At 67.9% G+C, this 19893-nt stretch carries 21 protein-coding genes; 11 read left to right on the top strand and 10 right to left on the bottom strand.

The window, feature by feature from the left end:
• Window positions 1–107: 107 nt before the first annotated feature.
• From OHA10_RS12310 to OHA10_RS12300, 3 genes are all read left to right on the top strand, one after another.
• Complete coding sequence (locus OHA10_RS12310) at window positions 108–1346, top strand: MFS transporter (RefSeq protein WP_371406318.1); 1239 nt, start codon at window positions 108–110, stop codon at window positions 1344–1346.
• 74 nt (window positions 1347–1420) lie between these two features.
• Window positions 1421–2638 (top strand): MFS transporter, encoded by a 1218-nt coding sequence (locus tag OHA10_RS12305; protein WP_371406317.1) that lies wholly within the window; start codon window positions 1421–1423, stop codon window positions 2636–2638.
• 247 nt (window positions 2639–2885) lie between these two features.
• On the top strand, window positions 2886–3485 hold the full coding sequence (locus OHA10_RS12300) for a gamma carbonic anhydrase family protein (protein WP_371406316.1): 600 nt from the start codon (window positions 2886–2888) through the stop codon (window positions 3483–3485).
• A 25-nt stretch (window positions 3486–3510) separates the two neighbouring features.
• Here the strand turns inward: OHA10_RS12300 and OHA10_RS12295 are convergent, their stop codons facing one another.
• The 5 genes from OHA10_RS12295 to OHA10_RS12275 all read right to left on the bottom strand — a co-directional run bounded on the left by OHA10_RS12295 (window position 3511) and on the right by OHA10_RS12275 (window position 8467).
• Complete coding sequence (locus tag OHA10_RS12295; RefSeq protein ID WP_371406315.1) at window positions 3511–4209, bottom strand: sucrase ferredoxin; 699 nt, start codon at window positions 4207–4209, stop codon at window positions 3511–3513.
• Between the two features lie 332 nt (window positions 4210–4541).
• A complete protein-coding gene (locus OHA10_RS12290; RefSeq protein WP_371406314.1) occupies window positions 4542–5729 on the bottom strand; it encodes a cupin domain-containing protein in 1188 nt (395 codons plus the stop codon).
• A gap of 110 nt (window positions 5730–5839) precedes the next feature.
• Complete coding sequence (locus tag OHA10_RS12285; protein WP_371406313.1) at window positions 5840–6451, bottom strand: BatC protein; 612 nt, start codon at window positions 6449–6451, stop codon at window positions 5840–5842.
• A gap of 137 nt (window positions 6452–6588) precedes the next feature.
• Window positions 6589–7617: an Rv2231c family pyridoxal phosphate-dependent protein CobC gene (gene cobC, locus OHA10_RS12280; RefSeq protein WP_371406312.1), complete on the bottom strand. Its 1029-nt coding sequence runs from the start codon at window positions 7615–7617 to the stop codon at window positions 6589–6591.
• 58 nt (window positions 7618–7675) lie between these two features.
• Window positions 7676–8467 (bottom strand): carbon-nitrogen hydrolase family protein, encoded by a 792-nt coding sequence (locus OHA10_RS12275; RefSeq protein WP_371406311.1) that lies wholly within the window; start codon window positions 8465–8467, stop codon window positions 7676–7678.
• Window positions 8468–8508: 41 nt separating this feature from the next.
• On the opposite strand from OHA10_RS12275, the gene OHA10_RS12270 reads away from it, so the two are divergent.
• The 3 genes from OHA10_RS12270 (at window position 8509) to OHA10_RS12260 (ending at window position 10969) form a co-directional block, all read left to right on the top strand.
• Window positions 8509–9048, top strand: a complete 540-nt coding sequence (locus OHA10_RS12270) for a molybdenum cofactor guanylyltransferase (RefSeq protein WP_371406310.1) — start codon at window positions 8509–8511, stop codon at window positions 9046–9048.
• A 63-nt stretch (window positions 9049–9111) separates the two neighbouring features.
• Complete coding sequence (locus OHA10_RS12265; RefSeq protein WP_371406309.1) at window positions 9112–9975, top strand: phosphotransferase family protein; 864 nt, start codon at window positions 9112–9114, stop codon at window positions 9973–9975.
• A 16-nt stretch (window positions 9976–9991) separates the two neighbouring features.
• Window positions 9992–10969: an NAD(P)H-quinone oxidoreductase gene (locus OHA10_RS12260; RefSeq protein WP_371406308.1), complete on the top strand. Its 978-nt coding sequence runs from the start codon at window positions 9992–9994 to the stop codon at window positions 10967–10969.
• A 103-nt stretch (window positions 10970–11072) separates the two neighbouring features.
• Here the strand turns inward: OHA10_RS12260 and OHA10_RS12255 are convergent, their stop codons facing one another.
• Window positions 11073–11489: a VOC family protein gene (locus OHA10_RS12255; RefSeq protein WP_371406307.1), complete on the bottom strand. Its 417-nt coding sequence runs from the start codon at window positions 11487–11489 to the stop codon at window positions 11073–11075.
• A 72-nt stretch (window positions 11490–11561) separates the two neighbouring features.
• Between OHA10_RS12255 and OHA10_RS12250 the strand changes: the two genes are divergently transcribed.
• The 3 genes from OHA10_RS12250 (at window position 11562) to OHA10_RS12240 (ending at window position 13467) form a co-directional block, all read left to right on the top strand.
• Window positions 11562–12134 carry a TetR/AcrR family transcriptional regulator gene (locus tag OHA10_RS12250; protein ID WP_371406306.1) on the top strand — a complete coding sequence of 191 codons (573 nt, stop codon included), beginning with the start codon at window positions 11562–11564 and terminating at the stop codon, window positions 12132–12134.
• 170 nt (window positions 12135–12304) lie between these two features.
• Window positions 12305–12835 carry a CGNR zinc finger domain-containing protein gene (locus OHA10_RS12245; RefSeq protein WP_371406305.1) on the top strand — a complete coding sequence of 177 codons (531 nt, stop codon included), beginning with the start codon at window positions 12305–12307 and terminating at the stop codon, window positions 12833–12835.
• Between the two features lie 20 nt (window positions 12836–12855).
• On the top strand, window positions 12856–13467 hold the full coding sequence (locus OHA10_RS12240; protein ID WP_371406304.1) for a bacterial proteasome activator family protein: 612 nt from the start codon (window positions 12856–12858) through the stop codon (window positions 13465–13467).
• A gap of 4 nt (window positions 13468–13471) precedes the next feature.
• On the opposite strand, the gene OHA10_RS12235 is transcribed toward OHA10_RS12240, so the two are convergent.
• Entirely contained in the window at window positions 13472–14281 is an 810-nt protein-coding gene (locus tag OHA10_RS12235; RefSeq protein ID WP_371406303.1) for an HAD family hydrolase, read from the bottom strand.
• Between the two features lie 577 nt (window positions 14282–14858).
• Between OHA10_RS12235 and OHA10_RS12230 the strand changes: the two genes are divergently transcribed.
• Entirely contained in the window at window positions 14859–15416 is a 558-nt protein-coding gene (locus tag OHA10_RS12230) for a WhiB family transcriptional regulator (protein ID WP_371406302.1), read from the top strand.
• Window positions 15417–15555: 139 nt separating this feature from the next.
• Here OHA10_RS12230 and OHA10_RS12225 read toward each other — a convergent pair whose 3' ends face one another.
• Window positions 15556–16344, bottom strand: coding sequence for an HAD family hydrolase (locus OHA10_RS12225; RefSeq protein ID WP_371406301.1), 789 nt, complete (start codon window positions 16342–16344; stop codon window positions 15556–15558).
• Complete coding sequence (gene serS / locus OHA10_RS12220) at window positions 16341–17615, bottom strand: serine--tRNA ligase (RefSeq protein WP_371406300.1); 1275 nt, start codon at window positions 17613–17615, stop codon at window positions 16341–16343. Before serS ends, OHA10_RS12225 begins: the two co-directional genes overlap by 4 nt.
• A 94-nt stretch (window positions 17616–17709) precedes the next feature.
• On the opposite strand from serS, the gene OHA10_RS12215 reads away from it, so the two are divergent.
• Complete coding sequence (locus OHA10_RS12215) at window positions 17710–19302, top strand: diacylglycerol kinase family protein (RefSeq protein WP_371406299.1); 1593 nt, start codon at window positions 17710–17712, stop codon at window positions 19300–19302.
• Window positions 19303–19400: 98 nt separating this feature from the next.
• On the opposite strand, the gene OHA10_RS12210 is transcribed toward OHA10_RS12215, so the two are convergent.
• The gene (locus OHA10_RS12210) at window positions 19401–19883 is read right to left on the bottom strand and encodes a DUF4446 family protein (protein WP_371406298.1); all 483 of its coding nucleotides are present in this window, start codon (window positions 19881–19883) and stop codon (window positions 19401–19403) included.
• Window positions 19884–19893: the final 10 nt, after the last annotated feature.

Raw genomic sequence — 19893 nt, 5'->3', positions numbered from 1 at the left:
CCGAGGGTCGAGGATAGCTGAATCGGCGTGCGGGGGCGGGAGGTGGCCGGTATTGTCCGGGCATCCGCAGCCGGCGGTCCATTGATCGTCATGCCCTCAGGAGGCTCATGCGTTCGCTTGGCGCTGTTGCGTTTCCGCGTGAGCTCGGAGCTGATTTTCGGAAGATCTGGCCGGCCTCGATCATCTCGAACCTCGGCGACGGTGCCATGGCGGCCGCCGGTCCACTGCTCGTTGCCTCGATCACCAGCGAGCCTGCTGCGGTAGGTGCTGCCGCGTTCCTGCAGCAGTTGCCCTGGTTGCTGTTTGCGTTGTTCAGCGGCGTGCTGGTCGATCGGCTCGACCGCCGGTTGATGATCGTTGCCGCTGACACCTTTCGCGCGATCGTCCTGGTCGCGCTCGGCACCGCCGTACTGCTCGACACCTCGCCTCTGTGGGCGATCTACGTCGCGTTGTTCCTCCTCGGTACGGCGGAAACGCTTGCAGACAACGCATCTGGCGCATTGCTCGTCAGCGCCGTACCGAAGGAACACCTCGGCAAAGCGAACGCCCGATTGTTCGCGAGCGCCACAGTTCTCCAGCAACTCGGCGGGCCGCCGCTAGGTGCTCTGCTGTTCGCGGCGGGCGCCGGCATCCCGCTGGTCTTCGATGCGGTCACCTTCGCGGCCGCAGCAGCTCTGATCGCGCGCGTCGCGGTACGTCCGCCACTGCCCGACCCCTCCACCCGCGCAGCGATCTGGCGTGAAGTCCACGAGGGAGTCCGCTGGCTCTGGCAGCACACCGGCGTACGGACGCTCGCACTATCGATCTTGGTCATGAACATCACGTTCTGCGCCGCGTTTGCGACCTGGGTGCTGTTCGCCCGTGAACGGCTCGGTCTGAGCGAGACACAGTTCGGTCTGCTCATCTCTGTCGGCGCGGTCGGCGGCGTGCTCGGCATGCCGACGTACCACTTCCTGGAACCGCGCGTCGGCTCCGTGACCCTGCTCCGCGCCGGCCTGGTCATCGAAACGACAGTCCACCTGATCCTGGCGCTCACGAGGAACCCGTGGGTCGCCGGCGCGACTATGGCCGTTTTCGGCGTCCACGCCGTGGTGTGGGGCATCGTCTCGACGACTACACGTCAGCTCGTCACTCCGGATGCCTTGATGGGCCGGGTCAACAGTGTGTACCTGCTGGCTTCGGTCGGTGGTGCCGCGATCGGCTCGGCACTCGGTGGCCTGTTGGCGCAGCGGTTCGGACTGGCTGCTCCGTTCGCGATCGCGTTCGTCGCCATGGTGGTCATGACTGCGGTGGCGTGGCGTCCGCTCCGGCATGTCTCGGTACGGCGGGTGCCTGCAGCAGACTGAAATCGGATGGAACGGCCGGAGAGCGCTTGCTAGAGTGCGCCAGCCGCCGAGATGACCGATGGGAGCGCTCTGCCATGCCCGCAGCCACGTCCCTCGGCCTGCCGAACGTCCGCGGCCGGGTACCGCTGCTGGCCGGTCTGGCGATCGACTCGTTCGGTGGCGGCTGCGCCGGTCCCCTTCTGCTGCTGTTCTTCAACAAGGTCGCCGGCATCCAGCTCGGGACGGCCGGGTTGATGCTGACCATCGCCACGCTGTTCTCGATCGCAGCGCCGGCCGCGGTGGGAGTGGTGATCGACCGGGTCGGGCCGCGCAACATTGTGGTGGCGGCGCAGTTCGCCCAGGGGCTGGCGTTCACCGGCTTCTTCTTCGGGCGGTCGATCTGGGTCCTGTTCCTGTGTTCGCTGGTCACGACGACCGGGCAACGGGTGTTCTGGTCGGCGATCTTCAGTCTGCTCGCGGACGTCGCTGACGAGGGCGAGCGGGACAAGTGGTTCGGTCTCGGCGGCATGATGCAGGCTGGCGGGCTCGCGCTCGGCGCGTTGGTAGCCGGCTGGCTGCTGGCGATCGGTGGCGACGCACCGTTCCTGGTCGCGATGGCAGTCAACGCAGTGACGTTCTACATCGCCGGTCTGCTCCTGCTGCGGCTGCATCCCTCGCACCACGAGCGGACCAATCACGACACCGGGCCGGCGCCGCTGCTCCGCAAGGACAAGACGTTCCTGGTGCTGATCGGCGCGAACACACTGCTGGCGCTCTGCACGATGATGCTCGGCGTCGGCGTACCTGTGTATGTCACTGAGGCGCTGACCGTGCCGAAGTGGCTGGTCGGTGTACTGATCGCGGCGACATCTGTCGTACTGGCGACCGGTCAGACGCTGGTGGTGCGGCACACCGAGCGGCGGCGTCGTACGAACGTCATGGTGGTCGCCGGGATCACCTATGCGGCGTGGGCGGTCCTGATGGCGCTGCAGGTGCACATCCCGGCGGGATGGGTCGTGCCGGTGCTGGTGCTCGCGACAGCTTGCTATGCGTTCGCCGACGTACTGCATGCGGCGACCAACAACGCGCTGTCGGCGGCGGTCTCGCCGGTGGTCGGGCGGGGGAAGTATCTGTCCTATTGGCAGTACTCGTTCGCCTTCTCCAGCGTGCTGGCGCCGGGGTTCTTCGCGCAGTTGTTCGAGGTTGACCACGAGCTGCCGTGGGTGGCGTTGGCCGGGCTGGCGCTCGTGGCGAGCCTGACGATCTACGTACTGGCGCGGGTCGCGCCGCGGCTGAGTTCCGCGCGGATCTGACCCGTCTGATCGAGTCGTTTCCTGATCTGTCAGGATGCGTTGCGTCACATCGAACATCTGTTCTAATGTTGGCTCAGTTCGCGGTTCTCCACCCGGATTGTCCGATGGACCGAGCCTCCCACCTCTGATGTGGACGGGCCGGAGGACACCGCCGCCCGGGGTTGTGAGGACCCGGGCTGTGGAGAGTCCGCAGACAACACTGGTACAGCTGGAGCGAGGGGGTCACGCAACGAAAGGACAGCGAGAGATGCTGCTCGAACACCGCGGCCGACGACCGGTCGTGCCCGAATCCGCGTACGTCGCACCATCGGCCGTGCTCTGCGGCGCCGTCGTCCTTGGCGAGGGCAGCAGGGTCCTGCACGGTGCTGTGCTGACCGCGGAGAACGGCGAGGTCAGGCTCGGCGAGAACAGTGTGGTGATGGAGAACGCCCTGGTGCGCGGCCGGGCCGACCATCCCGCCCTGATCGGCGACGCGGTCCTGGTAGGTCCCCATGCACACGTGAACGGCGCCACGGTCGAGAACGAAGTCTTCATCGCCACGGGCGCCGCGTTGTTCCCCGGTTCCATCGCCGGAACAGGCGCAGAGCTGCGGATCAACAGCGTGCTGCACGTCAACTCGCGCTTGGAACCAGGCACGACCCTCCCGATCGGGTGGATCGCGGCCGGCGACCCGGCGCAGCTCTTCTCTCCTGACCGGCACGAAGAGCTGTGGCAGACCCAACGCGAGCTGGACTTCCCGGGCACGGTGTACGGCGTCCCTCGCGGCACACCTCTGCGCGAAATCATGGCCCGCCAGTCAGCGTTCTTTGGCGCTCATCTCGAGGACCGGCTCATCGATCCGTCGTGAGCCAGACCGCTGGATTTCTGTGGGTTCAGGTGGTGGTGAGCGTGTGGAGCTCGAAGCGGCGGATCTGGGCAGGCGAGGAACCTGCACAGGTCAGTCGGGCGTCGACGGTGTCGAGGTGAGCTGACACCTCGACCGAGATCGTTCCGGTGGCGGATGCGAGGAGGATTCGCCAACGGTGGTTGGGGAGTTGCTGGACGGATTGCGGTTGGAGGTTGTCGACGGTTGGTGAGTGGCCGGCTTCGCGGGCGAAGTGTTGGGCGGCTTGTACGGGTGGGGTGAAGGCACTCGATCCGCGGAGGAGATCGGGTACGACGAGACCCTTGTCGTACTGCCTGGCGAGTTCGACCGCGCGCGTCGGTGGGACGTGGCCGTAGTACAGGCCGTGGGGCAGGACGACCACGTTGGCGGCGAAGCGGTCGCCGCCGATGTGGCTGCACTCCCAGGTGCGCTCGCGGTAGGCGGAGGCGAGCGCCGCGGCGACCGGACGACCGCGTACGGCGCAGCACGCGTCGTGGCGGCCGTGCGTGCAGACGAGGTAGACGGGCTCGGTGCTGATCGTGCCTGGAACCTTGCCGGTGAGCACGTCGAGCAGATGCTCATCCGTCGGCAACGGCCCCCAGCGGATCTCTTCATGCCCCGGCCGGCAGTCCACCAGTCCCCACTGTCGGCTCCGCGTCCGATCGACGCGCCCGTACCGCCGAACCAGCACCGGCCGGATCCCCATGTCCCGACACAACCTCCCAACCACCTCCCCAAGCCCCACACCCGTCTCGCCCCCACCGCCTCCAAGGCCTGTCGGCGCCCGACCCTCGACCCCACCGCCCCCGAGGCCAGTTAGGGCGCGGCCCTCGGTCCCACCGTTTCCAAGGGATGTGAGGGCCTGGCGGGGCCAGGGGGTTTGGGATTCGATCAGGAGCCAGCGTTGGGCGGGTGGAGCGGTGGCGATCAGCGAGTCGTGCCGGAGGTCGGCTTGGGCTGCGCAGCCGGATTCCGGTCGGTATCGAGCGTCCCCGTGGTCCACGACACCTCACAATTCCACACCGGCTGGACGGAGCCTCAGTTGTCGGTTGCGACTACGACGGCTTCGGTGAGGAGGCGGCGGACCAGGACCAGTTGGTCGGCGTCGTCGAGGCCGGGCAGGCTGCCCACCTTGCAGTCGGTGCCGGACGTCAGTTCGGTCAGGGCTGATTCGGTGGATGGTGGGAACGTGATCGTGCGGTCCGGTAGTTGGAGGACCACTGGGTCTCCAGAGACGACGCGGCAGCGGAGACCGGGGCGTAGGCGGACTGTGGTGCCCACGGAGAGGGATGTGATTGACGCGGCGTGGGCCAGGGGTGGCAGCGGGGCGGGGCGGTTGCTGGACCAGGTGCGGCGGCGCAGCCGGGCGGCCAGGGCGTCCGGGGTTGTGGAGCGGATCTCCTGGGTGAAGAGCGCGGCCACGGCAGGGAGGAGTTCGGCGAGCTGGTCCGGATCGCCAGGGTCGAAGCCGAGAGGCAGAGCGGTGCGTAGAGCGGCCTGGTTGGCGGCTAGGGCAGCCAGCTCTTGGACGAGCAGATAGCGCGTGAGCGTGTGGAGTCCGACCGTCAGGTGTGCGCTAACCCCGCCCAGCGCCTTGGCAGAGTGGAGGAATCCGCGCGGCACATACAACGCGTCGCCAGGCCGCAGTACCTCGTCGACCACCGGAGTCTTGTCACGCGCAGCCGCGGCGACGGCCGACGCGTGGTCTGTCCACGGCTGGTTCCGCAGTGGGTCGACATGCACCGGCTCGTGAACGGTCCAGTGTTTCTCGCCGGCTACCTGCAGTACGAAGACGTCATGTACGTCGTAGTGCGCCGAGAACCCCTGCGACTCGGCAGGAGTGATGTACGCGTTGATCTGCACCGGATGCCCGGCGTCCGCGGACAGCTGCGTCGAGAAGTCGACCAGCGCCGGCCAGGTCCGATGCAGCGCCTGCAGTACGACGGTGTGCCCGCTCGCGAACAGCGCCGCCACCTTGTCGTCCCGTACCTGATCGGCGATCTCCGCACCCACACCAGCCGGTCCGGTGAACTGACTGTCGCCCACGACCGCACCGTTCTTCGCGATACGCAAGAACGGCGTCCGCAGACCGCGACGGGACAGCAGCTCGTCCACAGCCTCCAGGCTGAACAGATCGTCGTACGGCGCCGGCAGATCCGGACCGTGGGACAGCAGCGCCCGCGAACCCCAATAGGAGTTGGCGAACTCGTCTAGATCTCCCGCCACACAACGCCGGAGCGCCGGGCGCGCATCCCGCAACTCGTCCCGCGACAACCCACCAGCCTGAGGCTGTGGGTTCACAAAACTGGATTCGGGCCCGGCGTCCGGCATGGTGCTCACCAGCTCCCGGAGTTCCCGCCGCCGCCTTCGCCACGACCGGCGCCACCACCGGCACCGCCGTCCGCGCCACCGTCAGCACCGCCGTCGGAGCCACTCGGGTTCGCGCCGCCATCCGCAGTACCTTCGCCATAGCCACCAGAACCGCCACCGGCCCCGTCGCCGGCACCGCCATCGGCGCCACCGTCCTGCGCACCTTCCGAAGCACCACCGTCAGCCGGACCCTCACCAACGCCGCCAGCGCCACCGTCTGCTCCACTGTCAGCGCCACCATCCTGGGTGCCCGGCGAAGCGCCGCCATCCGCGGTGCCCTCGCCGTAGTTGCCCGAGCCGCCCCCGGCGCCGTCACCAGCACCACCGTCAGCGCCACCGTCCTGTGCACCCGGCGAAGCACCACCGTCAGCCGGGCCTTCACCGACTCCACCCGCGCCACCATCCGCACCGCCGTCAGCGCCGCCGTCGGAGGACGAGCTGTCGCCGTACCCGCCCGACGTGTTGCCGCCCGCGCCGCCGTCGGCTCCGCCATCGGTGCCGCCGACGTTGGCGCCCCCGTCGGCCAGACCTTCGCCGCCTTCGGACGAGGTGTTCATGTCGTCGTCGCTGAGACCCATTGTGCTGCTCCCTTCGCGAATGATCAGAAAGGTGCCCGGGACATCATCAGCGGGACACCCTGGCCATCTTGTGCGCAAAGTGGAGCTCCGCTAAACCCCCCGAGCGTTACAGCGCCAACTCGATTCAGCAGCGGAGTTCAGCGAAGAAGATCCGCGAGTACTTTCACAAACCCGTCGGTGACATCCTCCGGTCGTACTGCGATCCGCAACCAGTCCGGTCCCAGACCCGGGAACGTGTCTCCGCGACGGACCGCAAACCCCTGTGCACGCAGGGATTCCCGCAACTCGGCAGCACCGGGAACGTGTACGAGAACGAACGGCGCCGACGCCACGCCGTACGTCGAAAGGCCGGGCACCGCAGCCAGCTTGTCAAGCAGATGGACACGTTGCCGGGAAATGTCCAGCGCGGCCTGCGCGGCTTCCAGCACCGCGCGCTCGTTGCTGCAGGCAATTGCCGCCGCGAGAGCAGGAGTGGACACCGGCCACTGCGGTTGAACGGCCGACAATTGTTCGATCAAACCCGGCGCCGCGAGCACATATCCGACCCGCAGCCCGGCGAGTCCCCAGGTCTTGGTCAGGCTGCGCACCACCACGAGACCCGGGATCGACGCGCCGGCGAGCGACTCGGGCTCACCCGGTACGGCGTCCATGAACGCCTCGTCGACGACCAGGATCCGGTCCGGCCGTGCCAGCTCGCGCAGCGAGTCGGCCGGGTGCAGAACCGACGTCGGGTTGGTCGGATTACCGATCACGACCAGGTCGGCATCCCGGGGTACGGCGGCCGGGTCGAGCACGAAGCCGTCCTCGGGCCGCAGGATCACCCGGTCGACCAGGTGCCCGGCCGAACGCAGCGCCGCCTCGGGCTCGGTGAACTGTGGATGGACGACGACCGGATGCCGCGGCCGAAAGGCCCGCGCGATGAGCACGAACGCCTCAGCGGCCCCCGCGGTGAGCAGCACCCGATCCGGCGACACGCCATGGCGTCGTGCGACCGCGTTGACCGCGACACCGGGCCGTGGGTACGCCGCGAGGTCCGTCAGGCTCGCCGTGATCGTTTCGATCAGCCACGGCGGCGGAGTGCCCGTGCGTACGTTGACGGCGAGGTCGACGAGACCCTCGCCGACCTCTAGATCACCGTGATGCTCCAGATCAAACGCATCGACCACGCCAGGAGGTTAACGTGTCAGCGACCGTTTCGGACCAGTCGGTCCGCGCACTGGGCGATCAGCGCGGCGTGACGGCGTACCGCCGGTTCTGGAGAGACGGGTTGCGCTTGCGTACGTCGGCCAGCCGCTCGCCCGTGATCTCGGCGAACGCGTGTCCGTCCGACTCACCCGCAGACGCCAGCGCGATCCCCTGTGGGTCGATGATCTGGCTGAGGCCGCAGTACTTCTTCCCGTTCTGCGCGGCCGCTGCGACGTAGCAGGTGTTCTCCACCGCGCGTGCGGTGAGCAGAGTGGTCCAGTGGTGCTCTTTGAGCGGTCCGCGTACCCAGGCCGCCGGTACGACGAGCACCTCTGCCCCCGCGTCGATCAATGCGCGGGAGAGCTCCGGGAAGCGCAAGTCGTAGCAGGTCATCAGACCGAGCTTCCGGTCGCCGATCTGCACCACCACCGGCGCAACGTCGCCAGCGGTCAGCTGGTCGGACTCCTTGTACCCGAAGGCGTCGTACAGGTGGATCTTGCGATAAGCGCCGAGCAGCGCCCCGTCCGCACCGACAGCCAGCAGAGTGTTGTACGGACGGTGCTGGTCACAGCTGCGCTCGAACATGCCGGCCACGACAGCCACGCCGTGCTCGACCGCAGCCTTCCGCAGTGTCGCCACGAACTCACCGTCGAGCGACTCGGCCGCCTCCGCCACCGACTCACCCTCGACGGCGAAGTCCGACATCATCGCCTCCGGCAGCACGACGAGATCAGGCCGTCCCTGCGCGGCATCCGCGACCAGCCGACTGACCAGGTCCCGGTTGGCGGCCTTGTCATAGCCACTGGCGGTCTGCACCACAGCGATCCTCATGTCTCCATGGTGCCGCACAAGTCGGGTGCGAGACTGCCTGCGTGGAGTTTGACGCGGTGGTGCTGGCTGGGGGCGGGTCCACTCGGTTCGGTGGGGTGGACAAGGCGATGTTGGTGCTCGACGGGGTGACGTTGCTCGATCGGGTGCTGACGGCGACGGCGGCCGCGGCCAACACGGTGGTCGTCGGACCGGTCCGTACGACGTACCGCGAGGTCGACTGGACCGTCGAGGATCCGCCCGCAGGCGGTCCGGTCGCAGGGCTGGCAGCCGGCCTCCAGCGAGGTACCGCGCCGATCGTCGTGGTGGTCAGCTGCGACCTGCCCTGGCTCACCGCCGCCGACGTCACCACGCTGGTCGACGGGCTGGCCGAGTACGACGGCCACGGGCTGCGCGACTCGTCCGGACAAGAGCAGCGACTCGCGACGGCGTACCGCCGTACTGCGCTGGCCGACGCGATCCAGCGAGTCGGCGATCCCCGCGACAAGTCGGTACGGCGCACGCTCGCCGGGTTGAACCTGGCGTGGACCGAACCGACCCGGGCCGGCGACGACGTAGACACCTGGGCCGACCTGGACGACTGAACACCACTGAACACGACTGAAGACGACCGAAAACGGATGGACACGGCTCGTAGCGTCGAGCCTGTGGATATCGCCCGCGTCGTCGCCGAAGCCCGCCCCGGCACCGAGGTCGTCGAGATCGTCGAGCGCACCGGCGGTCAGCTCAGCACCGTCTACGAAGTACGCACGGACACCGACCCGCTGATCGTGAAGGTCTATGCACCCGAGTGGGCCTGGAAACAGGTTAAGGAAGTCCATGTCTACGGCATGCTGGAGCAGGAGCTCGCCGACTCGATCCCGCGGGTGGTGCACGTGGGCGACAGCGTCACGATCCTCACCAAGCTCGAGGGCGTCCCGCTGTCGGAGCTGGAGCCGCCGGACTGGCGCGCGATGTACACGCAGCTCGGCGAACTCCTCGCTCGCATCCATCGCATCGGGCAGCCGGAGTACGGCTATCTGACCGACCAGATCCTCGATCCGCTGCCCGACAACGAGCAGTACATGGACCGCCAGTTCGCGAAGAAGCTGGCCGAGTTCGAGCAGCTCGGCGGAGACCCGAAGCTGCTGGCGAAGATCGCCACGCACGTGGAGCAGCACCGGCACCTGTTCGCCGACAACGAGGCCGCCGTCCTGTGCCACAACGACTTCCACGAAGGCAACGTGCTCGTGGATCCGGGCACCTGGCGCGTCACCGGCTTCATCGATGTCGAGAACGCGATCGCCGCCGACCCGCTGATCGACGTCGCCAAGACGATCCAGTACTCCGCGCACGACAACGCCGAGAAACTCGCCGGCCTCACCGCCGGGTACGGCGATCTGCCGGCGGACCGGACCGATCTCTACCGGCTCTACCACTCGCTCGAACTATGGGACTGGTTCCAGTCGATAGGCGAGACCACTTACCTCGACAGCATCGCCCGAGACATGGAGCAGCTCGTCGCAACCTGAGGGTAAGTTGTGGAGCATGCGAGCTGTCGTGTGTGAGGGTGCCGGCGGAATCGAAGTCCTCCGGATCGGCGAGATCCCGGACCCGCAGCCAGCGGTCGACGAGGTCGTCATCGACGTCGTCGCCGCGGGTGTGAACCGGGCCGATCTCATGCAGCGGCAGGGCTTCTACCCGCCGCCGCCCGGCGCTCCCGGCACGATCGGCCTCGAGGTGTCCGGCCGGATCTCCGCGGTCGGCGCCGAGGTCGAGGGCTGGTCGGTCGGCGACGAGTGCTGCGCCCTGCTGGCCGGCGGCGGGTACGCCGAGAAGGTCGCCGTACCCGCTCCGCAGGTGATGCCCGTCCCGGACGGCCTGGATCTGGTCAGCGCGGCGGCGCTGCCCGAGGTGGTCGCGACGGTCTGGTCGAACATCTTCATGACCGCGCACCTGAAGGCCGGCGAGACCCTGCTCGTGCACGGCGGCTCGTCCGGGATCGGCTCGATGGCGATCCAGCTCGCGGTCGCACATGGCGCGCGGGTGCTGACCACGGTCGGCAGCAAGGAGAAGATGGAGTTCTGCACCCGGCTCGGTGCGGACGTCGCCATCAACTACAAGGAAGCCGAGTGGGCCTCGGTCGTCCAGGAGGCGACCAAGAACGCCGGCGCCGATGTGATCCTCGACATCCTCGGCGCGAAGTACCTGACCGACAACGTGAAGTCGCTCGCGTACGACGGACGCCTGGTCGTGATCGGGATGCAGGGCGGCGCGAAGGGCGAGCTGGACCTCGGCCGGCTGATGAGCCGCCGCGGCTCGATCATCGCCACCGGTCTGCGGTTCCGCTCGGTCCAGAACAAGGGCGAGATCCTCGCCGAGGTCGTCGGTCACGTCTGGCCGCTGATCGCGGAGAGGAAGGTCCGTCCGATCGTCCACGCCACCTTCCCGCTCGCCGAGGTCGCCGAGGCGCACAAAGCCCTGGAGCAGTCCAACCACCTCGGCAAGATCCTGCTGACGATCTAGCGGACCTGCCGCACTGACCAAACCCAGCCCTCGGCCCGAGCTCACGCTCAGCCGGTGGTCGGTGCGCCCGCTCGAGAGGGGTTGGTCAGTGCCCGGCGTCCGCTCACGTCGTCGGCAGGTTCGCGGCGACCCATTCCGGGTCGGGCTCGACCAATTGGATGACGTCGATCCAGGTGCCGGCGGGGTCGCGGACGAAGAAGTGCCGCTGACCGAAGACCTCGGTGACCGGCTGGGTCTCGAGCTGGACACCGCCCTCGGTCAGCTGCGCTGCGACCTTGTCCACGTCGTCGACGACGAAGCCGAAAACGTTCGTGCTCTCGGTCTGCGCCGACACCGCTGCCGGGACGGTCGGGTGACCGCGCTCGCAGATCGCCAGCTCCCAGTCCGCCGTACCTCGGCGGAGCGTGATGAACCAGCCGAGGTCGATGCCTATCTGCAGGTCCAGGTACTGCGTGTAGAAGGCGGCGACCTCCGAGGGCCGGTCGGTGACCACGGTCGCGCCGAATGCCGCGGGTTGCATACGCTCTCCTGACTACTACAGCTGTCGTTGTTGTGTACGACAGTTGTAGTGGACGCCTGCTAACCTGTCAACATGTCGCGGAATCCGGAACGCCGTACCCAGCTCGCCGACGCCGGCCTGGCCGTCCTCGCGGAAGCGGGCGCACGCGGGCTGACCCATCGCGCCGTCGACGCAGCCGCCGGCCTCCCCGCCGGCACTGCGTCCAACTACTTCAAGACCCGTGACGCGTTGCTCGGCGCGCTCGGGGAGCGGATCTTCGAGCGCCTCGCCCCGGACGCGGCCGTCCTGGAGCCGCTCGCCAAACGCAAGCCGGATGTCGACCTGATGACCGACTATGTGCGCTACATCGTCGAGCGGCTGCTCGGCCGTCCCGAGCTCTCGCTCGCCCTGCTCGAGCTCCGCCTGGAGGCGGCCCGCCGGCCGGGCCTCCACGAGATCCTGTCGCGAACCATCCGGCAGGGATTCGACGCGGACGTCGCGTTCAACTCGAATGCGGGCCTGCCGGGCGGTGCCGAGGAGATTCGCCTGCTGCACTTCGCGATCGACGGCCTGGTCCTCGACCAACTGACCCCGGGCACCGGGCACCCGTACGACGTCGACGCGACCACGGCCCGCCTCGTCCGCCGCCTTACCGCGAAGGACTGACCGCGACCTCGGGATACGCAACGGGGTACGGCGGTGTGCTCGCGATGCGCCATTGTCCGCAAGCACACCGCTGGTACACGACCAGGCCCTCACTGACCTGATGGGCGGAGATTGCGCTCCAGCGATGCCGATGAGTTTCAGTCATGGTTCCATCGTGATGTAATGGCATTATGCATCTCAACCCTTACGGCGCGGACGCCGTCCTGCTGGCGGTCAATCTGGTCACACGGCCGGCGACGACGCCGGAGGAGCTGGCCGAGCGATGCGAGGAGAGCGGTGTCGAGAGCCGGCTCGTCCGCGAGCGCCGCGTCACCGCCGCGGATCTGGCAGCAGTCCGGACCGCGATCGACGAGTGGCTCCAGGTAGTGGATGCAGAGGACGAGCAGACGCGCGTGGATCTGGTGAACGCGATGCTCGCGAAGTACACCGAGCATCCGCGGCTCACCAACCACGCCGACGACGGCTGGCATATGCACTACCGCCCGGAGAACGTGCCGGTCGGGCGACTGGTGGCGACGCTGATCAGCACCGGTACCGCGCTGCACCTGGCCGGTCGCGGCATCACCCGACTCGGCCGCTGCGCCACCGACGGCTGCGACAACGTGTACGCCGATCTGTCCCGCACCGGCCGCCAGCGCTACTGCAGCCCCACCTGCGCCAACCGCGACGCCGTCCGCCGCCACCGCGCTCGCGCGTCCTAGGGGAAGCCTAGGATGGGCAGATGAGCGAGAGCAGCAGCGAGGGCCAGGGAGTTCCGATGGCCGGGGCGAGGACCGAGGACGGCAAGGTGCTGATCGTCGGGCCCGACGGCATGGCCGTCGAGGGGCCGCCGCGTTCCGACGACGATCACGACGACCGCGACGACGAACCGCGTTCGGTGACCGAACTCGTCGAGCAGCCCGCCAAGGTGATGCGAGTCGCCAACATGATCCGGCAGTTGCTGGAAGAGGTGAAGTCGGCTCCGCTCGACGAAGCCTCCCGGGCGCGGCTGCGCTCGATCCACGAAGCGTCGATCAAGGAGCTCGAGAGCGGCCTGGCGCCGGAGCTCGTCGAGGAGCTCGAGCGACTCAGCCTCGACTTCACCGACGACAGCACCCCGACCGACGCCGAGCTTCGGATCGCGCAGGCTCAGCTGGTCGGCTGGCTCGAGGGCCTGTTCCACGGCATCCAGACGGCGTTGTTCGCGCAGCAGATGGCCGCGCGTCAGCAGCTCGAGCAGATGCGCCGCGCGCTCCCCGGCGGCCAGCAGCTGCCCGAGGGGCACCCCGGTTTCCCCGGTGCACCGCAGGCCGGCAACACCGAGGACCCGCGCACTGGCGGGATGTATCTGTAGCGCCTTATTTCAAAGGCTGTAACAACTCCTCGAGGACGGCGGCGACGCCGTCCTCGTCGTTTGCCGGACACACTTTGTCCACCACGGCGAGTACTTCGGGGTGCGCGTTGGCCACCCCGTACGACGTACCCGCCCAGGCGAGCATCGGCAGATCGTTGACGGAATCACCGAAGGCGATCGTCTCAGCAACCGAGATCCCTTGTTCTGCGGCGAAATCGGCGAGCATCGCGGCCTTCGAGACACCGGTCGCGGAGATCTCCACCAACCCGTGACCGCCGCTGTGGCTGGCCGTCACTCGTTGGCCGACCAACGGTGTCACGCGGGCCAGCAACTCGTCCGAGTGCAGACTCGGATGCCGGACGAGCAGTTTTGCGGCCGGCTCCGAAAGTAGCTCCTCGACCGCCGCGACCAACGTGTCGTCAGGTTTGGGCCAGCGATTGAGGTAGACCGGTTCCTGTCCGTAACGGTCCGGTCGCTCGATCGCGAACTGCACGTCCGGGATCGCCGTACGGATCGCGTGCGCGACCTCGAGCGCGACCGCGGGATCGATCAATCGGGTCCGAATCGCCTTACGATGCAGGACGTCGTACAAAATAGCGCCGTTGGCAACTATTGCGACGCCGTGATCGCCGACGAGGTCGGACAGGTCGTGCAGCCAGCGAGGTGGCCTCGCGGTTACCATCACGAAAACACTTCCGGCGTGCTGCGCGGCACGCACTGCTGTCAAGGTCCGGGCGGACACGGTTCCGTCACTGCGGACGAGCGTTCCGTCGAGATCAGTGGCTATCAGGCGGGGGTACTGCGAAGCCGTCACCAGGCCACCGTATCCTCGTCGCCGCCGGCGTCGCACTACTCCTCCCGACGCCCCGGGCGCAAGCTGTTGAACGTCGGTTTCAGCCCTTTTTGACTTATCTGATTGAGCTTTTGACAACGTCATCAGACCGTTACGGCAGGATGCTGCAAAGGCAGCTAGTTCCCCTGCGCGGCACGGTTGGCGCGTGATTTCATGCGTTGGGTCTGGTGGGGAACCGGCGGCTGTTCGGCCGCGTCCTAAGCGTGTTCTGGATCAGCGCGACTGATGCCGCCCCGCCTCCGGAAGCACACACAAACGTCGAAGAACTGTTGTGGAATTGGCTGCAACCAAATCCTCGGCAGTGGCGTCAACAGTTATGGATCGGTTTGTCCCGCGCCAGGGACGACAGGGTGGGCCGGCAACAAAACGCGGGTCCATCGGCTAGCGGATCCGTGCGGACGAGCGGTGTTCATCGTTCGTTCACTCGGGTCTTGATACTTGGGGAGCCTTGATGACCGTCAACAGCGCCAATCTAGCGGGGCCGGGGGGCAGTAGCTCCCGAGCGGCTGTCGACACATCTTCCATCAAGGAGGGGGCAATGACCGGCTGCATCGCCCGTTCCGACATCTTTCAGCACCGCCTGATGGAAGAACCGCCGCCCGCGTCCGCAACCCGGCGTACCCGGGAGCGGTACGAACAGCTCGTCCGCGAGGCAAAGGCGTTGTGCGCGTCCTGCCCGCTGTTCACCGAATGCCTGTACAGCGCCGTCGCCGAGCACGATGTCAGCGGCTTCGTCGCCGGAACCACTGCGGTGCAACGGCGTTCGATCCGCAACCTGCTCGACGTCGAGGTGCAGGCCGACGACTTCGACCAGCTCGCCGGTGCGCGGGGCACCCGCCGCCCGGTGAGCCACGAAGAGGTCCTCCGGCTGCGCACGCAGTACCCGAACGACAGCCTGGAGTCCCTGGCCATGCGGCTGGGCTGCTCGCTGTCGACGGTGAAGCGTCACCTGCGCCGCGCGCGGCGTGGGCAGAGCCCGGCAGCCAAGACGCCGCGGCCGCGGCCCGAGGTCAGCGCGGTGCTGGACGCGTTCGACACCGTCGTCGACCACCAGCAGTGCCAGCCACGCCGGACGGGCAGCAGCCGGGTCGCTTGATCCGATACTCGGCCCGCCAGCGGACTATCGGAAAGACGAGGCCCGGAACTCCTGTGAAAACAGGGGTTCCGGGCCTTTCGGTTGCCGACAGCAAGGTTGGTCGTGTCAACCCTTTCGATCCTGGCCGAAAAGGTTGGCCTCAGAACCAGCGGTTGAGTATCGTGGCGACGCCGTCGTCCTGGACAGACTTGGTCACCTCGTCGGCGGATGCCTTCACCTCGTCAGGAGCCGAGCCCATGGCGATACCGAGACCGGCGTAGGTCAGCATCTCGATGTCGTTGCGTCCGTCACCTATCGCGAGCAGACCGGACGGCTCCAGGTCGTACTGCGCGAGCGCGACCTTCAGCCCGGTCGACTTGTCGACGCCCTCCGGCGCGATGTCGAGCCAGGCGGTCCAGCCGACGAAGTAACTCACGCCGTGCAGCCCGAGGCGTTCCGCCAGGTGAACGAAGTCGCTCTCCGACTGGTCCGGGTCGCGGATGATCAACCGGGTCACCGGCTGGGGCGCGAGCTCGTCGTCGCCGACCACGCGAATCCTGGCGTCCCGACCGAGATCGCCGTCCGGGAAAGGCGCGGTCACCAGATAGGTGCCGTCGGACTCCTCGACCGCCATCCGTGCTTTCGGCGCGTACTTGCGCACCGATGTGATCACGGTCGACGGGTCGAAGGTCCGCTCGTCGACGACCTCGCCGTCCGGGAACCGCATCGTCCGGGCACCGTTGCTACAGACAACGAATCCGCCGGCCGGCAGGCCGAGCCGCTCGGCCACCGGTTTGGTGGTCGACCAGGCCCGGCCCGTGGCCAGGATGACGGGCACCTGCGCGGCGGTACGCCGTACCGCGTCGAGGACCGCGGCCGACATCCCCTCGTCGTGGTCGATCAGCGTGCCATCGATGTCCAGGGCAACAGCCGTCGGCTTTTCTCTCATTTACCGACCGGTTCGAGGACTTCGCGGCCGCCGACGTACGGCTGCAGGGCGGTCGGCACGCGCACCGAACCGTCTTTCAGCTGGTGGGTCTCCAGGATCGCGACGATCCAGCGCGTGGTGGCCAGCGTCCCGTTCAGCGTCGCGACCGGCTGCGTCTTGCCGTCGGCGTCGCGGTACCGGATGTTCAGCCGGCGCGCCTGGAAGTCCGTGCAGTTCGACGTCGAGGTCAGCTCGCGGTACCGCCCCTGGGTCGGCACCCACGCCTCGCAGTCGAACTTCCGGTACGCCGAGACGCCGAGGTCACCGGTCGCGGTGTCGATCACCCGGTAGCTCAGCTCCATCTTGTCGAGCATCTCCTTCTCCCAGGCCAGCAGCCGCAGGTGCTCGTCGGCGGCATCCTCGAGCCTGCAGTAGGAGAACATCTCGACCTTGTCGAACTGGTGGACGCGGATGATCCCGCGGGTGTCCTTCCCGTGCGACCCGGCTTCCTTGCGGTAGCAGGACGACCAGCCGGCGTACCGGATCGGGCCGTTCGACAGGTCGAGGATCTCGTCCATGTGGTAGCCGGCCAGCGCGACCTCCGACGTACCGGTCAGGTACAGCTCGGGGTCCTCGAGCCGGTAGACGTCGTCGTGCGCGGACAGGTACCCGGTGCCGCCCATCACCTCGGGCTTGACCAGCGTCGGCGTGATCATCGGGGTGAAGCCGTTCTCCACCGCCTGCTGGATCGCCAGCTGGAGCATGCCGAGCTGCAGCAGCATGCCGGCGCCCTTGAGGAAGTAGAACCGCGAGCCGCTGATCTTGGCGCCGCGCTCCATGTCGATCGCGTCGAGCAGCTCGCCCAGCTCGAGGTGGTCGCGGGGCTCGAAGCCCTCGGCGGCGAAGTCGCGCGGCTTGCCGACCTCCTCGACCACGACGAAGTCGTCCTCGCCGCCGACCGGGGCCTCGTCGGAGACCAGGTTCGGCAGCGCCTTGGCGAGCTCGTCGAAGCGCTGCTCGGCCTCCTTGGCGGCAGCCTCGTTGGCCTTCACGTCCGCGGCCACGGTCTTGGTGCGCGCCAGCAGCGCGGTGCGCTCGTCACCCTTGGCCTGGGCGACCTGCTTGCCGAGCGTCTTCTGCTCGGCCCGGAGCGCCTCGAAGGCGGAGATGGACGATCGACGCTCACTGTCGGCGACCAGAATCTGGTCGACCAGGTCCGTACTCTCACCGCGCTTGGTCAGGGCCGCGCGGACGACATCGGGGTTCTCACGGAGCAGTTTCGCGTCAATCACACCCTGAGGGTATCGGGGCGTGTCAGAACCGGCGAAGTCTATTCGGGATGATGGGGTGGCGTCAGGTGACCACAGAGGGGGATCTGAGCGGGCGATGAACCACCACCCACCCAGTCAGGTAGGCCGTGCGCTCACGGTCGTACTGGGTGCGCTCCCGTTCACGGTGATCACGCTGCTGGTCTTCGGGCACTGGCCGCCGCTGGCACGCTGGGACCAGTCCGTGGCAGCCCGGGCCGCCGCTTACGGCGCGGTCCGCCCGAATCTGGTCGACTTCTGGCAGGTCATCGGTGCGGTGGTCCTGCCATGGACCTCGCGCGCTGTGATCCTGGTCGTCGCCGTCTACCTCTGGCACCGTCGGGCACGGCTGCTCACGATCTGGCTGCTGGTCAGCGCCGGCGCGGAGCTCGGCCTGGTCGAGGCGGTCCAGTACATCTTCACCAGAGCGCATCCGGCCCAGGCGCTGGTCGACGCCGACGGCTGGTCGTACGTCTCCGGCCACGCGACGGCCGCGTTCGTGATGGCGGGCGCGCTCGGCGTCGTACTGCCGTCCGTTCGCGGCTGGCGGCGGCGGTTCCGGCTGCTGGTGCTGCTGCCGGTGATCGGGGTGGTGTGGATCGCCTCCGCCGACCGGATCGCGCTGAACGTGAACTACGTCTCCGACGTACTCGGGGGCTGGGCGCTCGGGCTGGCGATCCTGACCGCGACCTCGATCGGTTTCGGTCTCCGGCCCGGGCTGCGCCGCCGACGCCGACGTACCCCGTCAGACGGTGACGGTACGGCGGCCCCGCCGCGGGCGGCCGTGATCGTCAACCCGATCAAGGTCGGCGACGGGGTGGCGTTCCGCCGGAAGGTCACCCGGGCCCTCGAGATCCGCGGGTACGACGAGCCGCTGTGGCTGGAGACCCGCGAGGACGACGCGGGGAACGCGATGGCGAAGCAGGCGATCGAGTACGAGTCGGATCTGGTGCTGGTCGCGGGCGGCGACGGCACGGTCCGCGTGGTCTGCTCGACGCTCGCGCACACCGGGATCCCGGTCGGCGTGATCCCCGCCGGCACCGGCAACCTCCTGGCCCGCAACCTGCACATCCCGCTCGACCTCGACGATGCCCTGGAACGGATCCTCGAAGGCCGGGACCGCCGCATCGACCTGGTCCGGGTGCACGGCGATCAGCTGGACACGGACCACTTCGCGGTGATGGCCGGCCTCGGGCTGGACGCCGCGATCATCTCGGACGCCCCACCACACCTGAAGAAGCAGATCGGGTGGACTGCGTACCTGGTGTCGGCCGCGAAGAACATCAACCACCCTTCGGTGCGAGTGACACTCTCCCTGGACGACGCAGAACCGATCGACCGCCGGGTACGGACGGTCGTCGTCGGGAACGTCGGGATGCTGCAGGCAAACATCCCGCTGCTGCCGGACGCACGGCCCGACGACGGGTTGCTGGACGTGGTCGTGATCGCCCCGCGCCGGGTGACGCAGTGGCCGATCGTCCTGTGGCGTCTGCTGACTCGCACCAACCGCACCGACATGTACCTCGAGCGCTTCACCGGCCGAAAGGTGGAGATCCACGCCGCTGTGGACGTCCAGCGGCAGTTGGATGGCGACCCGATCGGCCCGGGCCAGTTCCTCTCGTGCGAGATCGAACCTGGGGCGCTGACTGCTCGGGTACCCAAGCGCCGGTGAGCGGCAACTCGACAGGAGGTGTCGGGTGGGCCGGACGATCGCCACGCTCAGCATCGCGAGCACGAACCACGAATTCGAGGACACCTCCTGTCGGGATGTCAGTCGACCGTCGGTCCCGCTTCCTTGCGGAGGGTGTCGATTGCTTCTTCCTCTTCCGGGGAGAGTTTGGATTCGCTGGCGAAGGACTTGATCTCCTTCGCGTACGTCCGTGCATCGGCCCGGCTGTTGATCGAGGTCAGCACGACTCCGTCGCCGTTGTTGTCCAGGATTGCCATCGACCAGGACAACTTCCCGCCGGTCTCGCCGAACGCGTCGTACCTGACCACGGCGAGGTGCTGCAGCGTCTCCTTCAGTTCGCCGCGGGTGACAGCCAGCTCCTTGCCGAGTTTGCGCAGTTCGGACTTCACCGTGCCGGGTTTGGGCTCGGGTTCGGCCTGCGGTTCCGGCTCCGGGAGGGCTGCGGGTGTGGACTTGTCCGACGTGACGGTCCGGGCCCGGAGGGCCTGGATTGCGAAGACCAGGGCAAGCACCGCCACGAACAGGGCAGCGACCCCGAAGGCACCGGCTAACGTCGAAGACACGCACGAGAGC

The organism is Kribbella sp. NBC_00662, assembly GCF_041430295.1.
In the GTDB taxonomy this organism is placed as follows: Bacteria; Actinomycetota; Actinomycetes; order Propionibacteriales; family Kribbellaceae; genus Kribbella.
This window is presented reverse-complemented; position numbering and strand designations above follow the sequence as displayed.